Genomic DNA, 16364 nt, shown 5'->3' on the forward strand with positions numbered 1-16364 from the left:
ATTTCCTGATCGAAAAACTCCAATACCGGTCGGGCACAGAGACCCGACCCTACGGAGGAATAGAGGGAGGAAAAAATTGAATGTTTGATTTCGTGCAAGGCAGCAACGGCTTGGCTCAAATGGGGAATTGTAGAAACGGCACTTGCTGGCAAAACAGCTTCAACAGGCTGATGTAGGGGATTGTTTGCAAGTAATGTTAAAGGTTGTGTAGATCTGTTAAGGGTTACCATAAGCTTTAATCCCTGGAGAATCTCAGTTCCAAAAGCTTATCGGCATAGGAAGGAGAAAGTTGTGTGGTTTTTTTTACCAAGGATGACAAATCGCATACCAGGAAACATTTTCTTTGGTTGCGGCGGGGCCGCGATATGATAATCACATCCATTAGTCACCTTGGAAGAGGATATTTATGGATGCCCAAATTCGACAAATTTTGGAATGGTCTGGCGAACCCGTCACGGCCCTGCACGCCTTCGAACAGCTGCAAGAGCTCTATCTGCAATACAAAGGTCATGCCCTCGATTTGGAACCTGTAAACACCAAGCGCATGCTTTCCATCTTGGGGAACTCTCATTTTTTGACTCAATTCTTGCTTAAAAATGCCGCCGAAATTGACCTACTCACTGAATCGAATGCCATTGAAACCGAAAAAAAAATGGAGCATTTTTTGGAAGAGCTTTCAGTCCTTTCTGAGACCTATTCACACAATGTGGATGATTTTAAACTTCAACTCAGAAACTACAAATATCGAGAATTTTTACGGATTACGGTGAAAGACCTTTCCCAGGCCGCGGGGCAGAAAATAATTTTGGAAGAACTGAGCGACCTGGCTTGCGCCCTCGTGCAAGCGGCGCTCGGCTTCGAATTGAAACGCCTTCAAGAAGAATCCCCTTCCTTCTTTAAAGACGAAGAACGTTGGAAGCCTGAACATTGCGGGTTTCAAGTGATCGCCATGGGTAAACTGGGCGCACGTGAAATCAACTATTCTTCGGATATTGACCTACAGTACGTTTACGATTTGGCTCCCGAGGAAATAAACCCCGAACCGCTCGGCCTTCGCGAGTTCTATTACAAACTGGCCGAACGCCTCACTCAAACTCTCTCTTCAAAATCCCCCGAGGGTTTTCTTTACCGGGTCGATTTGGATCTGCGCCCCGAAGGAAAAAGTGGCCCTTTGGTCAACTCACTCTACGCCCTTGAAAACTACTACGAAGCCTTTGGCGAAGAATGGGAGCGCCAGGCCCTCATCCGCGCCATCCCTATCGCTGGCGATGAAAAACTGAAAAAAGATTTTTTAAGCCTGGTACATCCCTTTGTTTGGAGGAAGCATGTCGACCTGTCGACCATTGACCGCATGAAGGCCATGAAGGCCAAGGTGCATGAATCGTCCAGAAAAAAGCTCGCCAGGGGTTTTAATGTAAAGCTGGACGAAGGGGGCATTCGCGAAATTGAATTTTTCGTACAAACCTTGCAACTCTTATTTGGCGGCCAACAGCCCTCCCTGCAAACCCCTTCCACCTTCGAGGCTCTAAAAAACCTGACCCAATTAAAACGGATTAGCGAACAGGATGAAAGTCAACTGACGGATGCCTACCTTTTTTTGAGACGCGTCGAACATCGCTTGCAACTCGTTCACGAAGCGCAGACGCACAATATCCCTCAAAACATTAGTGAACAGATGGCCCTCGCCCGTCGCATGGGATATTATGATGAAGATCTGGAAAAGGCCCATGCCCGTTTTATGGATGACCTGACCCACACCACCAGCATGGTGCAAAATATTTTCAAAAACTTGTTCGATCAGGAAATGAAAGTGGATGGCGAATCATGATTTATTCCTTGTCCACACTTCAACACGATCTTCAAAATCGCCTGAAGGAACTCAGCGACCTGGAATTAAGGCTGGATGAAATCCGCTCTTTTAAACGGGATTATTTTTCGCAAATTCAAAAAGAGGACACCGAAAATCACTCCCCACTACCCGAGGTATTTCAAAATCTGAGCAGCGTCGCCCAATGCGTACTGCAGGCCACTTATCAAATAGCCTTCGATTCCCTGACGCCTACCTATGGTTTCCCCAGTTTTATCGACAACTCGGGGAACTTGATGCGGGCTGAATTTGCCATTGTCGCCATGGGAAAATTCGGTGGCCGGGAAATGCATTATTATTCGGATCTTGATCTGATTTTTTTATACAACCGCAACGGCGATACAGAAGGCCGCAAGAAAATTTCCAATAAGGAATTTTACGCCCTGCTGGCTCAAAAATTAATTTCTTATCTTACCGTGCACACCCTTCGCGGTTATGCCTTTAAAGTCGATACCCAGCTACGTCCCTCGGGGAACCAGGGTCCCTTGATTTCTTCGCTGGATGCCTTTGCGGACTACCAACGCAACTTTGCGCAAATTTGGGAAAAACAGGCCCTGCTGAAGGCCCGCTTTGTTTGTGGCGATGAAGGCTTTGGCAAAACTTTGAAGGAACACACCCTGCGTTTTATTTTCTCTACCGAATTTCCGAACAATTTAAATGAAGAAATTCATCGCATGCGCTTACGCATGGAAAAAGAACTGGCCAAAGAAAGTGCCCGACGGCTTCACTACAAACAAGGCCCAGGAGGCATTGTCGACATTGAGTTTGCGGTTCAGTATCTACAATTGAAGATGGGAAAAATTTTTGAGAGCATCGTCTGCGAAAACACCCTGGAAGCCATAGAAAAAATGGGCGAACGGGAAGTGCTGCGTCCTCCGGAATACGAAATCTTGAAAGACGCCTACCTTTTTTATCGCCTGCTCGAAACGCGCCTGGAGGTTTTTTTCGACCTGCGGCAAGGCTATCTTGACCCTCAAACTCCCCTGCTGGAAAATATCGCCGAAGTGATGGGCTATCAAAATGGGAAACTGCTGATGAATGAATTTACGGGGTATCGAAAAAAAGTGAGGCAAACTTATTTGAGAATTTTACAGGTGGAAAATCTATGATAAAAATTCCCAGAACCCTGGCCACTCAACATCCAGACAACGCCAACATTCCCTACTGGAATAGCGACGCCTTTGTCTCCACTGCAAAAGAGGTGGAAGAATGTTACCGATCTTTTGCCGACCTTGCCTGCGATGAATACATGTGGGATTGGGAAGGCAAGTTTGTGGATGAAGCGGTAGTCGACAGGTTGTACAGCAAGTATTATGACTATTTTTACACGCACCCTCTGGGCAAAGAGAAGCGCCTCACTTTCCGGGTGCCTAATATTTCCAAGGAAGGCCCTTCCCGTCTTTCTCGTGCCTTTAGCGGAATACTTTCTGCTTCTTACTCGGCCAGCGAACTCAAACTCTATTCTCCGCCTATTTTTGAAGTCATCCACCCCATGACTCAAAGTTCTTCCGAGCTCATTCAACTTCAAAAAAAATTCATGGAAACCGCCCGGTTTCAGGCCAAAATTTTTGGGGTCAAAAAACTAAACCCCGACCATTTGGAAATTATCCCCCTCATCGAAGGGACCGATTCCCTTTTGAAAAGTCGGAAAATATTGGAGCAATACACCCAATTCATGCACAAACTCAGCGGAAAACGCCCCACCTGGATACGCCCTTTCATTGCCCGCAGCGATCCTGCCCTGGACGGAGGTTTCCTGGCCGCCGTGCTCAGCGCCAAGGCAGCACTTTCGGAATATTTTAAATTTGAACGCGACACAGGAATCAAAGTCTATCCGATGATTGGCACGGGATCTTTACCTTTCCGGGGAGGCTTAAATCCAAAAAGCATTTCTGGATTTATCAAAACCTATCCCGGAATTTCTACTGTCACCTTGCAATCTGCTTTTCGCTACGATTATCCTCTCGAGGAAGTCAAAAAGGCCATTGCGTGGCTCAATAAAAAATTACCCGACAGTGGGCGCTGCATTTATAACGAGCATGAAATGCGCGAATTGCATACCTTGGATGCCATCTTTGTAAGACATTATCGCAACACCATTGAAGAACTCAGCGAGTTTGTGAATAGCATTGCCAGGCATATTCCTGCTCGTCGCGAACGTATTCAACACACGGGGCATTTTGGTTACTCCCGACAGGTGGGAAAGGCGGGCATCAAACTCCCTCGAGCCATTACCTTCACTGCTGTTTTTTATTCGATTGGTGTCCCTCCCGAGCTGATTGGGCTGGGACGCGGTTTAAAAGAAGCAGAAGATCGTGGACTCACTCCAGCACTTGAAAAACTTTACCCTCAATTAAAAGAAGATCTTCAAAATATTAGCTGTTACTTGAACCGTGAAAATCTTGAGCAGCTCGCCAAAAAAATTGAGCCTTTTCAAGAAGTGCAAAAGGGCATGGTTCATGTCGAAAATTATTTAGGGACAAAACTGGGCCCCCGAAAACACGAAGATTTCTTACATCGCAATTATACCAGTAATGTACTTCGTCGTTTTTTTATGAAACAAGAATTGCAAGAAGACATAGTCCAGGCCGCAAAAATAAGGCACAGTATTGGTTAATATCATGAACCTCCATCAACTCAACGAACATTTCATCGGACACCACAAGGCCTTGAATCGGTATTTTGAAGAGCAATTCAAAAAAACTCCGGCGCTCTTTTACGTGTCTTGTGATGTTAGAAATTCTGGATTCAAAACAGCTGTCGTTGACACGAATGTATTTCCTGCAGGGTTCAACAATTTATGCGCTTCCTTTTCCCGTTTAGCCACCGCAGAAATTAAAAATTATCTCACTCATACTTATCCTGAAATAAAAAAAATTTTGCTCTTTACTGAAGCCCACACACGCAACAAATTTTATTTTGAAAACGTTGCACGCCTTTCCCAGATGCTTACAGACGCAGGTTATGAAATTAAAGTGGGCACTGTATCCGAAGAAATTTCAGGAGACTCATTAAGCATTCCGCTCTCCTCTCAAAATCTGGATTTATTTCGAATTAAAAAAGAAGGGAAAGGCCTTTATATCGCCCAAGATTGGGAACCTGAACTGATTCTCTCCAACAACGACTTCTCAAATGGGCTTCCAGAAGAGTTCAGGAATATTTCTCAAAAGATTATTCCGCCTCCTCAGCTCGGTTGGTTCCAGCGTAAAAAAAGTACTCATTTTGAATTTTACAATCAGATAGCCACTGAAATTGGCCAAGTGACAGATTTAGATCCCTGGCTTATCTCTTGCTTTTTTACTGAAGCAAATGAAGTAAAGCTGAATGAAAGGCAAGGCATTGAAAAACTGGCTTTGATTGTGGATGAAACGCTAAAAAAAATACAAAAAAAATACCTCGACTATGGCATTCAAAACCCTCCCTATGTCTTCGTAAAGAATAACTCTGGTACTTATGGCATGGGCGTTGAGTATTTCAGCAGTGCAGAAGAAATTCTGGAGATGAACCGACGCACCCGAAACAAACTGTTGTCCGCTAAAGGAAACAACCCGGTGGGCTCCTTCCTAATTCAGGAAGGCATCGTCACGGCTGATTCTTACAGCGGTTATCCCATAGAACCGGTGATTTATATGGTGGGTGAAAATGAAATCGGTGGTTTTTTTCGCATCAACGAACTGAAAGATGAATGGAGCTCTCTCAACAGCAAAGGAATGGCCTTCTCCTGTTTGTGTCTGCACAAACTGGACGAACCCCATGAGGGCCATTATCTGAAATGCCCGGAAAAACAGACCCTGTTAAAACTTTCTTTTTTACTAGGAAAAATCGCCGTACTGGCAGCCGCACGAGAGGCCTACTCCGCATAGTTTTTCTCGATACGCTCCTGCTCTTCTTTGCACTGAATACAGAGATCCGTCACGGGACGGGCTTCCAAACGCTTCAAATCTATATCTTCCCCACAAGATTCACAAATTCCATAATTTGACGCCTCAATTTTAGCCAAGGCTTTTTCAATTTTTCGGAGTAATACGCGCTCCCGGTCACGCAATAGGAGACTCATTGACTGATCGGATTCAGAAGAAGCCAGATCGACCTCATCGGGTAAATCGTCGGTATCTAGTACCAGGCCCCTCTCGCGAGTAGCTTGAGCACTTTTTATCAATTCATTCCTTCTTTCACCTAATATTTCTTTAAAACGCTTGAGGTCTTTTTTATTCATAGACTCCCCCTATCGATAGATTTAGAAACTAACACTATAGAAGATTTCTTCACTTTAGAAAACCCTTTATTTTGACGCCCTGCGTAGCCCCCCTCGCGAAAACAAGGCGGCGATACTGGTCATGAACAAGGTTTTTGTCAATCTACTTGTAGAGGCTTGATCTTCGCAGGCAAAGCACTTATTGAGGTCCCCATGATGAGAAAAAACCAGAAACCGGAGGGCATTGCCAGTTTACTGAGTAAAACGCTCAAAGGCCTCAATTTGGAATCGAAGCTTAAGAGGCATTCTGTATGGAGTCACTGGGACAAGATTGTCGGAAAAACTATCGCCGAAAAGGCCTGGCCCTCGCGTCTTATGGAAGACACGTTGGTGGTAAAAGTGATTAACGCTTCCTGGATGAACGAACTCTCGTTTATGAAACAACAAATTTTGGAAAAAATTCAGACAGAAATTCCCGATTGCCCTATCAAACATCTTCGTTTGGAACTGGGAACTAAAAAATTTTTCATTCCGGATTGAAAAGAGGATGATAAAAAAAATATTTCTGTTACGATTTTACTTATATGCAAAACATTCAAAAAATTTTTTCAGCACAAAAAGAAAACCGTTGGAAAATCTCCCAAAGCACAGCCCAGGAACGAATCAAAAAATTAAAGAGAATAAGGGAAGCCATTTTCAAAAATCAGGAAGAAATCCAGAAAGCCATTTATGCGGACTACCGAAAAAATCCTGGAGAAACGGATTTAACCGAAATCTACCCGACCATTTCCGAACTCAATCATACCATTTCCCATCTGACCCGCTGGATGAAACCTCAAAAAGTCAAAACGCCACTCACACTCTTTGGGACAAAAAGTGAAATTCATTATGAAGCCAAAGGGATTGTTCTCATCCTGTCACCCTGGAATTATCCTTTTCAGCTTCTCATGGCCCCCTTGATTGCCGCCATTGCCGCGGGGAATTGTGCCATCCTCAAACCGTCCAGCAAAACAGCTCATACCTCCGCTTTCTTGAAAAAATTCATTTCCCAATTATTCGACGAAAATGAAATTGCCCTCATCGAAGGAAATTCCGAGATCGCCGATCAGCTTCTCACACTTCCCTTCGATCATATTTTCTTCACTGGCAGTCCGCGCATTGGGAAAAAAGTCATGGAAGAAGCGTCGAAAAATCTGACTCCCGTGACTCTGGAGTTGGGCGGCAAATCTCCCGTCGTGATCGATCAAACCGCCGATATCAAAAAGGCCGCTGAACGCATCTTATGGGGAAAGTTTATCAATGCAGGTCAAACCTGTGTGGCGCCTGATTATGTTTTAATTCACGAAAATCGCGTGGAAGATTTTGTCAAGGAAGCCATTTCAGTCATCGAAAGCCGTTATGGAGAAAAGTCAAAACAGGCAGACAGCCCCAATTTTTGCCGTCTTGTCAGCGACGGGGCTCTCAAAACACTGAAACGTCTTCTGGATGAATCGGTCCAAAAAGGAGCCACCCTCGCTTATGGAGGACAGAGCAACCAAGACACGCGATTCTTATCCCCCACACTTTTAACCCATGTCACCAACGACTCACCCATCATGCGCGAAGAAATTTTTGGGCCCATACTCCCTTTGATTGCCTATCGTTCCCTGGACGACGCCCTCAGCATCATTCAGAAAAGAGACAAGCCCCTGGCACTCTATATTTTTTCCAAAGATTCCAATACGGTCGATTATATTTTGAAAAACACAAGCGCTGGCGGCAGCTGTGTCAACAGCCTGATCATCCATCTGGCCAATCCTGACCTGCCTTTCGGAGGGGTGGGCTATAGCGGCATGGGCAATTACCACGGATTTTTCGGCTTCCGCACTTTCTCCCACGAACGCGCCGTCCTCCATCAAAGGTGCCTGGATACCCTCAAGATGTTCTACCCCCCCTACACCCCCAAAGTACGAAGGATAATCAATCTGGCCACGAAGTGGTTGTGAAATATTTCAATCTAAGGGATTAAATACCAATCCTGAAAGCAGTTTGGGATAAAAGAAAGTCGACTTGTGCGGCATGCGTTCCCCGATGTTGGAGATCGCTTCCACTTGTTTCATTTGGGTGGGGTTCAAGATGAAGCTCAGGCTGGCCTGCCCTTTTTCAGGGGCTTCCAGGGCCTCTTGAGTATCTTTTACATAGTGGATTTTCTTGACCTCGTCTCCCTCATGCAAATTAATTTCAAAAATTTCAGGCAATAAATAGTGATGCAATACCGTCACATCCAATTCTCGGACAGGGGCAGAGAGTGAAGCTAGAGCAGAAATTTTTGCCAGTTTCTCAAAACTGATTTGAATGAGATTCAAAGCCTCTTTGCTGGAAAGTATAAATCCCAATTTGTTTGCGCCGACCTGCTGCAATTCTTGAAGGGCTGCCGCCTTGTTCGCCTTTGCAAATTTTTTGATCTCAAAATTTTGAGAAAGCTTTTGAAGCGCAGCCTCCAGATTCAAGGGCACAGCAACATCCAGCACACGGTGAGTGGGCAAAATCACCAAGCCTTCGTCTTCCATGGGACAGAGGTACATCATTACAAAATTGTAGGCTGGGTCAGATTGAGAAGAAGGGACATTTTGCAAACAATAGTCACGGTAATTGAGGGCTGTTTCGTAGCGATGATGCCCATCGGCAATAAAAGTGATTTTATCTTGCATCAAGGTATTTACTTGTTCGTGTATTTGAAGATCTCCCACGGCCCAGACCTGGTGGCGATTGCCGTCATCCGTCACCAAATCCATTAAGGGTTTTTGGGTCAGGGCCTTGTCAAAATTTTTCATCACCTGGCGCTGGGCATCGGAAAATATTCCAAAGATGGCAGACAGATTGGTTTGGGTGGATTTGATCAGCTGTAAGCGGTCAGCCTTGGGACCTGCAAAGGTATATTCATGCGGACGGATTTTTCCTTCATCAAAGGGTTCCAGTCTTCTGCGGGCTATAAAGCCTTTTCGAGTGAGGGCCCTCCCATCGGCTAACGTGTAGGTCTGATGATAGAGATAAAGCTGGGGCTGGGCATCTTGCACCAACAGCTCCTGTTTCTGCCAATCTTGCAAATATTTTGCGGCCATTTCGTATTTATTTAATCCAAGTATTTTTCCATCCTCTTCTTGGGTGAGGATGAGTTTCACGACGTTTTGAGGATGACGCGCATAAAGTTTTTCACGATAAGCCTCGTCGATGACATCATAAGGAGGAGCCATCACTTCGGCAAAATTTTTGATTTTTAAAGGATTATAATGAAGCCCGCGAAAGGGGCTGATAATTTTTTTGGACATAAAATTTATTTCCTAACTAAAGCCTTTGCTGCAATATCTTTTCGATAATGCATCCCGCGCCAACAAATTTTTGCAACCGCCTCGTAAGCCAGCAACTGTGCTGCTTTTAAATCATCCCCCAAGGCGCTGACTACCAACACTCTCCCCCCATGGGTGAACCACTTATTTTCTTTCAACACGGTTCCTCCATGGAACACCACAACGTCTTTCAATTTTTCCACTTCGTCCAAACCAAAAATTTCATCCCCCTTTACAGGGCTTGCAGGATAAGCCTCAGCGGCCAGCACCACGCCAACGCAAGATTTTTCATGCCATTCCAATTTGAATTCCGACAACTTTCCTTCAACCGTTGCCAGCATCAAATCGATCAGATCAGATTTCATGCGCGGTAAAATCACTTCGCACTCGGGATCTCCAAAACGCACATTGTATTCCAACAATTCGGGAGTATTTTTTTCTATCATCAAACCGGCATAAAGCACCCCCTGGTAAGGAATCCCTTCAGTTTTCAAACCAGCCAAAGTGGGTTCAATAATCGTTTGGAGCGTTTTTTCGAAGACAGATGGAGTCACCACCGGCGCAGGAGAGTAAGCCCCCATACCTCCGGTGTTAGGGCCTTGGTCGCCATCAAACACGCGCTTGTGATCTTGACTGGTGGCTAAAGGCAAATAAGTTTTCCCATCGCTAATCACCATGAAGGAGGCTTCTTCGCCTCTGAGAAATTCTTCGATCACGATTAAATTTTGTTCTCCTAAAGTTTTTTGTACCAGAATACTTTCAATGGCTTCTGAGGCCTGATGCAGATCTTCACAAATCACCACTCCTTTGCCTGCGGCGAGACCATCGGCTTTAATGACAATTGGAAACGAGAAGGCTCCCTCTCCCCTTGAGGGATGAGGAAAAGCCGCAGGGTTTTCGGGAGAGGGGGCAATATTTTTCAGAAAACTTAAAGCGGCATTCGCCTCTTCGAAACATTCATAGGCCGCAGTGGGAATCTGATATTTTTTACAGAGATTTTTTGTAAAGGCTTTTGAGGCTTCCAGACGCGCTCCACTTGCAAGAGGCCCAAAAACAGGAATTCCTATTTTTTGGAAGGCATCCGCAAGGCCCTTCACCAAAGGGGCCTCGGGGCCTACAATGACCAAAGCAATTTTATTTTTTTGGGCAAATTCGAGTAAAGAGAAAGGTGTGGAAAAATTCAGATTCACACATTCCGCAAACCTTGAAATAGCGGCGCTGCCAGGCATAGCAAAGAGTTTAGTCAATTTTGGACTTTGAGAAATTTTCCAGGCTAAGGCGTGTTCGCGAGCGCCGGAGCCGATGAGGAGGATATTCATAAGATTTATTTTGATGAATTATTACTCAATCGCCTTCCCAAATCTGCCCCAACGAATTTTCTTGGGCCAATCTTGAATGGCATACCAGGGAGATTGAATGGATTCGGAATCCCAGGAAAACCAGATAAAGAGGGCACGGCCTCGTAAATTTTCCATCGGCACGAAACCCCATTCCCGGGAATCACTCGAATTGTCTCGGTTATCTCCCATCGCAAAGAGATAGCCTGGAGGAACTACCCATTCATTTTCGGGATGGGGCCAAAGGGGCTTCATGTATTGGGTGAAATGCTTTACCCCTTGGAGATCTTCTACGAAATAGTCATAGTCTTTCCATTCCACCATATAGGGGAGATCGGTAATTTTTTTACCCTGCACCGCTCCATCCATTTGAGTGATTTTTAGCTTCTGAATATTTTGAGGATCTACGCCCTCCACCTGCACAGGATATAAACTCATTTTTTGATCGTTCACATACAGGTCCCGTTTGTCTACCCTTATTTTATCCCCAGGGAGACCCACCACGCGCTTGATGAAATCCATACTTTCATCCTTGGGCCAGCTAAAAACCACCACTTCCCCTCGCCGAGGTGCTTTAAAATGAGTGAGCCATATTTTGCTGAAAGGCAGGCGGATTCCATAAATAAATTTATTCACAAACAAATGATCCCCCACTAACAAATTGGGCACCATCGACTTGGAGGGAATTTTAAAGGCCTCGACGACAAAGGCTCTCAAAAACAAGGCGATGAGGAGAGCCGTGAAAAAGGCCTCGAGGTATTCGCGAGATTCCGATTTTTTTTTAATGATTGGATTAGATTTCATATTACTCTCAGCTTGAACTTGAATTTGAACAGCTACTTGAACAAGGCGCAATTCTTCTTCAGCACGGGCTTGGGCTTCCGCTCTTTCACGCTCTTCTTCCAAGCGCTCCCTTTCTGCTTGTAGTTTAAGTTCTTCTTGAATCCTTTTTTGTTCCTCTTCCTCGCGACGCTTTCGCTCTTGCTCTTCCCTGCGTTTTCTTTCCTCTTCTTCGTGACGAAGCCGTGCTTCTTCGGCTAAACAAGCTTCGCATTTATAATTTTGTGCGTTTTTATAAACTGATTCCTTGATCAGATTTTCATTTTTACACCTGGAACAAAAAACCTGAAACAAGAGTTCCATTTTCCCCGTGGCATGGCAGCGAGGACAGCTATGTTCTTTTTCAATTCTTGAAATCAGCTCTTCGTCCAAAAGTTCAAAATCGCTCAAAGTAGCACAGGACTCACAACGAAATTTTTTTGCATGTTTTGTTTGAGGCATAGGTGCTCCACTGTTAATCCATCAAATCCCCTCTCCCCTGGAGGGAGAGGGTCAGGGTGAGGGGGCAATTGGAAATCAAATTGAAACCACTATCACCCTCTCTCCAACTCTCTCCCGTCAAGGGAGAGAGAGCCTTGAAAAATCAATCAATCTTCAACACTGCCAAAAAAGCCTCTTGGGGAATCTCCACGCTTCCCACCTGTTTCATGCGTTTCTTTCCTTCTTTTTGTTTTTCCAGCAACTTCCGTTTTCGTGTAATGTCGCCACCATAACACTTCGCCGTCACATTCTTGCGCAAGGCCTTCACGCTTTCCCTGGCAATAATCTTGCTGCCTATCGCCGCCTGGATAGCCACTTCGTATTGCTGGCGTGGAATCAGTTCCCGGAGTTTTTCAACGAGAGACCTCGCCCGTTGATTGGATTTCTCCCGGTGCACAATAATCGACAAGGCATCCACCACATCCCCATTCACCATAATATTCAACTTCGATAAATCCGAGGGTCGGAAATCGATGACTTCGTAATCAAAGCTGGCATAGCCCTTGGACATACTCTTGAGACGATCGTAAAAATCAAAAACAATTTCTGAAAAAGGCATCTCATAGACTAACAACACATGTTGAGTAGAAAGATAATCTATTTTTTTCTGAATGCCACGCTTGCCTTCGCACAATTGGATTACAGCGCCTAAAAAATCGTTAGGCAAGTGAATCATCGCATTCACATAGGGCTCTTCAATCACCGAAATTTCCTGAACCGGCGGAAGGTGCGAAGGGTTATCCACCATCATCACTTCGCCGTTCGTTTTTCTCACCTGGTAGATCACGCTGGGTGCCGTGGAAATAAGATCTAAAAAATATTCCCGTTCCAGGCGTTCCTGGATAATTTCCATGTGCAGCAGACCTAAAAATCCACAACGAAAGCCAAAGCCCAAGGCCAGAGACGTTTCGGGTTCAAAGGTGAAAGAGGCATCGTTCAATTTTAATTTTTCCAGGGCTGCCCGCAAGTTTTCGTACTGATGCGGCTCAATAGGATAGATGCCGCAAAACACCATGGGCTTCACTTGTTTAAAACCAGGCAAGGCTTCTGTACTGGGCCTTTCCACATCGGTGACTGTATCCCCGATATGCACTTCGGCCACTTCTTTGATGCCCGCAATGATAAAACCCACCTCTCCTACTCCCAAAGCACTCACTTCCCGAAAATGGGGATCAATCACCCCAATTTTATCGATGAGGTATTCCTTTTGGGTAGAGATGAGTTTAATTTTTTGACCTTTTCTCAATTCTCCATCCACCAGACGGACAATGACCACCACGCCTTGATAGGCATCAAACCAAGAATCAAAAACAAGGGCCCGCAAGGGAGCGTCTGGATTGCCTTTGGGCGGGGGAATCAACTCGACCACTTTTTCTAAAATCTCTTCGATACCTATGCCTTGTTTTGCAGAGGCAGCGACGGCGGTGGAGGTATCGATTCCTATCACTTCCTCCACTTCGGCCTTCACGCGCTCGGGATCGGCGGTAGGTAAATCAATCTTGTTGAGGACACAAAAGAGTTCCAGTCCTGCATCAATGGCTAAATAGACATTGGCCAGCGTTTGGGCTTGTACCCCCTGGGAGGCATCCACCACGAGGATAGCCCCTTCACAGGCAGACAAGGAACGCGATACTTCATAGTTAAAATCCACATGCCCGGGGGTATCGATCAGATTGAGCACGTAGTTATTTCCATCTTTCGCCTTGTAATTGAGGCGAACCGTTTGCGCCTTGATGGTAATTCCGCGTTCGCGCTCGATATCCATTTTATCCAAAAATTGCGCCTGCATCTCCCGCTGAGAAAGTGCACCGGTGAATTCGAGCAGGCGATCGGCAAGGGTGGATTTGCCATGATCAATATGGGCCACGATAGAAAAATTTCGGATCAATTGAGGATTCACAGGAAAGGGTGACTAGAGGATTTTTTTAGAGATGTAAAAGAGAAAATGATTTGTCATTCTAACGCAAGCCGAAATTCCCACGGAGTGCTCTAACAATAAACACAATCAGCCCACCTGATTATACTCGCGATGCCTGAATTTCACGCCCAACTCTTCTTCGGCAATCCTGCGCGCCGCCGCGATATCCACCCCCGGACAACCCACTACCGAGGCGGTCACATCGGGGACGTATTTCTTGATTTCACGGATAAAATCTTTGACGGCCTCATAGGCCTTTTCTTTATATTTATTGGGACACACCTTGGCATAGGTTGCGGCATCCTGGGCATTCATCGACACCGAAATAGCATCCAGCACCTCGCCCAATTCGGGACAAATATTGCGTTGATGGATCAGATTTCCCAAGCCATCGGTATCCAGTCTTACCTTCTTGCCCTTCGATTTCGCATACTGTGCCACTTGTTTTAGCAGATCCAGACGCTGAGTGGATTCCCCAAATCCACAAAACACTACCTCATCCATATCGGAGAAATCTCCCATCGCCTTCAGCATTTCTTCAAACTCTGGCGCCTTGGGTAGACGCAGATAATATCCCTTCACCTCAAAGGTGCTAAACTTTGGGCAGAAAACACAGGCGAGTGTACATTTGTTGGTGATATTGAGATAAAGCGAATTGCGAATCTTATAAGCAAGTTTCACTTCTTGCTGAATTTCTCCAATTCCAAAAAGTCGTTTGGCGTTGAGGGTGCTGATACGCGCCACATCTTCGTAAGACAGCTTTTTGAGTTCGGCTATTTTTTGCGCGGTGTATTTGATTAAGGCAGGTTCGTTGCGTTTGCCGCGAAAAGGGTCGGGGGCGAGAAAAGGTGCATCGGTTTCGATCATCAAATATTCGGTAGGAATTTTTCGAACCACTTCCTGAAGTGCTTTCGCCTTCTTGAAGGTCACAATCCCCGAAAAAGAAATATTAAATCCCTTGTCCATCACGCGGCGGGCAAAGTTCCAATCGCCACTAAAGCAGTGAATGACCCCTCGCGCATCCCAGGCATTTTCTTCCTCAAAAATTTGAAGCAGATCCTTGTAGGCATCGCGGATATGCACGCTTAAAGGCAGTTTTAACTCTTTCGCGAGCGCAATCTGCTGGCGCAAGGCCTGCTTTTGCATTTCAGGTTCGGAATTTTTATAAAAAAAATCTAGGCCCACTTCTCCAAGGGCCACCACTTTTTCGTGGCGAGCCAGCTCACGGATTTTCTGCAAAATTCCTTCCGTCACAAACTTGGCATCGTGAGGATGCATCCCCACAGTCGCATAAACTTGGGGATATTGTTCCGCAATATCAACGGCCCGAGGATTTCCTTCCCAGCCTTCCCCGGCCCCAATATTAATCAATGTTTCTACGCCAGCTTCTTGGGCACGAAGCAAAACAGCATCCATTTCTTGGGTTTTGAAATCTCTAAAACTAAGATGGGTATGACTATCGAGAAGCATAAAAAAACACCTAGGCCAAAGCCCTGGAAACATCAACAAAATGATCCTTCACCGCATCGGGGTGCGTTAAGATATTCACATGATCGTAGTCGTGAAGATTTCCGTTCTCTTTCGACAAAATCTTGAAACGATAATTTTTTGACCCGCACTCCTGAATAAAGGCAAAGACATCGTTGGGATGCCCCAGGCAGGTGTCCGCAATGCCGGTGAGGTGATAGGCTGGAGGAAGTTTTATTTTGCGAATGGCCCGCGCATAATCAAAGCCATCTTGAGAATCTACCCAGGGATAACCGGATTTCACCCAAAGCCTTACTTGATGATGAAATTTTTTGGTTTCATTGTCCGACCCAATTTTTAATTCTTTTGCTGGGAGATAACCGAGCACTTTGGTCAGTAAAGAAGCGGTGTAATTCCAGAACAAATCAATAATCAAAAACTTATCCAGATTTTGCACATGCACATTACGCTTCGTTCCAAAACAGACTATTTTTTTTACGAGAGGCGCGTATTTGGGAAAACGAGCCAACATCGACATCAGCAGAACTCCACCCCAGGAATGGGCAATCCAATGCTGTTTTACTTTTCCTCGCCGCCGAATGATCTCGTCAATAAAAGCGGGAAGATCTTCGCAGATGGCCTCGGTTTGGCCAAAGTGGGAATGCCTGGAAATTTTGGGATGACTCTTCCCCCGACCCCTCAAATCTGCCACATACACCTCATACCCTTGGGCCGCCAAATAGGGCGCCAAACCTTTTCGATTTTCTGAATAAAAAATCCGGCCATTTTCTATGGAGCCATGCAGCATCAAGACAGGCGTCCCCAACTTTTTTTTCAAAAAAAATCTTTGGAGATGCAATTTGTTTTTATCGCCCAACCCAATTTCCAGCGATTCCTGTTGAACCGAAGTGGAAAGGATGGGCATTTTTTTGAC

The 16364-nt window shown here is 45.4% G+C and carries 14 protein-coding genes; 6 read left to right on the plus strand and 8 right to left on the minus strand.

The window, feature by feature from the left end:
* The coding region (locus tag HQM15_03180) for a hypothetical protein (protein ID MBF0491762.1) at positions 1 to 230 on the minus strand (230 nt) is incomplete at its 3' end.
* 176 nt (positions 231 to 406) lie between these two features.
* On the opposite strand from HQM15_03180, the gene HQM15_03185 reads away from it, so the two are divergent.
* Genes HQM15_03185 through gshA form a run of 4 tightly spaced genes read left to right on the plus strand, consistent with a single transcriptional unit; the run spans position 407 to position 5730 of the window.
* A complete protein-coding gene (locus tag HQM15_03185; GenBank protein ID MBF0491763.1) occupies positions 407 to 1828 on the plus strand; it encodes a hypothetical protein in 1422 nt (473 codons plus the stop codon).
* On the plus strand, positions 1825 to 2976 hold the full coding sequence (locus HQM15_03190; protein ID MBF0491764.1) for a hypothetical protein: 1152 nt from the start codon (positions 1825 to 1827) through the stop codon (positions 2974 to 2976). The genes HQM15_03185 and HQM15_03190 overlap by 4 nt, the downstream gene beginning before the upstream one ends.
* On the plus strand, positions 2973 to 4484 hold the full coding sequence (gene ppcA, locus HQM15_03195; protein ID MBF0491765.1) for a phosphoenolpyruvate carboxylase: 1512 nt from the start codon (positions 2973 to 2975) through the stop codon (positions 4482 to 4484). The genes HQM15_03190 and ppcA overlap by 4 nt, the downstream gene beginning before the upstream one ends.
* 4 nt (positions 4485 to 4488) lie before the next feature.
* Positions 4489 to 5730, plus strand: coding sequence for a glutamate--cysteine ligase (gene gshA, locus HQM15_03200; protein MBF0491766.1), 1242 nt, complete (start codon positions 4489 to 4491; stop codon positions 5728 to 5730).
* Here the strand turns inward: gshA and HQM15_03205 are convergent.
* Positions 5718 to 6083 (minus strand): TraR/DksA C4-type zinc finger protein, encoded by a 366-nt coding sequence (locus tag HQM15_03205; protein MBF0491767.1) that lies wholly within the window; start codon positions 6081 to 6083, stop codon positions 5718 to 5720. The genes gshA and HQM15_03205 overlap by 13 nt on opposite strands.
* A gap of 192 nt (positions 6084 to 6275) precedes the next feature.
* Between HQM15_03205 and HQM15_03210 the strand changes: the two genes are divergently transcribed.
* Both HQM15_03210 and HQM15_03215 read left to right on the plus strand, forming a co-directional pair.
* The gene (locus tag HQM15_03210) at positions 6276 to 6602 is read left to right on the plus strand and encodes a DUF721 domain-containing protein (GenBank protein ID MBF0491768.1); all 327 of its coding nucleotides are present in this window, start codon (positions 6276 to 6278) and stop codon (positions 6600 to 6602) included.
* Between the two features lie 44 nt (positions 6603 to 6646).
* Positions 6647 to 8047: an aldehyde dehydrogenase family protein gene (locus tag HQM15_03215; GenBank protein MBF0491769.1), complete on the plus strand. Its 1401-nt coding sequence runs from the start codon at positions 6647 to 6649 to the stop codon at positions 8045 to 8047.
* 6 nt (positions 8048 to 8053) lie between these two features.
* On the opposite strand, the gene HQM15_03220 is transcribed toward HQM15_03215, so the two are convergent.
* From HQM15_03220 to HQM15_03245, 6 genes are all read right to left on the minus strand, one after another.
* Complete coding sequence (locus tag HQM15_03220; protein ID MBF0491770.1) at positions 8054 to 9370, minus strand: DUF1015 domain-containing protein; 1317 nt, start codon at positions 9368 to 9370, stop codon at positions 8054 to 8056.
* A 5-nt stretch (positions 9371 to 9375) separates the two neighbouring features.
* Positions 9376 to 10707, minus strand: a complete 1332-nt coding sequence (gene purD / locus HQM15_03225; GenBank protein ID MBF0491771.1) for a phosphoribosylamine--glycine ligase — start codon at positions 10705 to 10707, stop codon at positions 9376 to 9378.
* 21 nt (positions 10708 to 10728) lie between these two features.
* The gene (gene lepB / locus HQM15_03230) at positions 10729 to 11529 is read right to left on the minus strand and encodes a signal peptidase I (protein ID MBF0491772.1); all 801 of its coding nucleotides are present in this window, start codon (positions 11527 to 11529) and stop codon (positions 10729 to 10731) included.
* Between the two features lie 619 nt (positions 11530 to 12148).
* Complete coding sequence (gene lepA, locus HQM15_03235; GenBank protein ID MBF0491773.1) at positions 12149 to 13945, minus strand: elongation factor 4; 1797 nt, start codon at positions 13943 to 13945, stop codon at positions 12149 to 12151.
* A 105-nt stretch (positions 13946 to 14050) separates the two neighbouring features.
* Complete coding sequence (locus tag HQM15_03240) at positions 14051 to 15433, minus strand: YchF/TatD family DNA exonuclease (GenBank protein MBF0491774.1); 1383 nt, start codon at positions 15431 to 15433, stop codon at positions 14051 to 14053.
* Between the two features lie 10 nt (positions 15434 to 15443).
* Positions 15444 to 16355: an alpha/beta fold hydrolase gene (locus HQM15_03245; protein MBF0491775.1), complete on the minus strand. Its 912-nt coding sequence runs from the start codon at positions 16353 to 16355 to the stop codon at positions 15444 to 15446.
* Positions 16356 to 16364 lie beyond the last annotated feature (9 nt).

This window comes from Deltaproteobacteria bacterium (assembly GCA_015233135.1).
Taxonomy (GTDB): Bacteria; UBA10199; UBA10199; order JADFYH01; family JADFYH01; genus JADFYH01.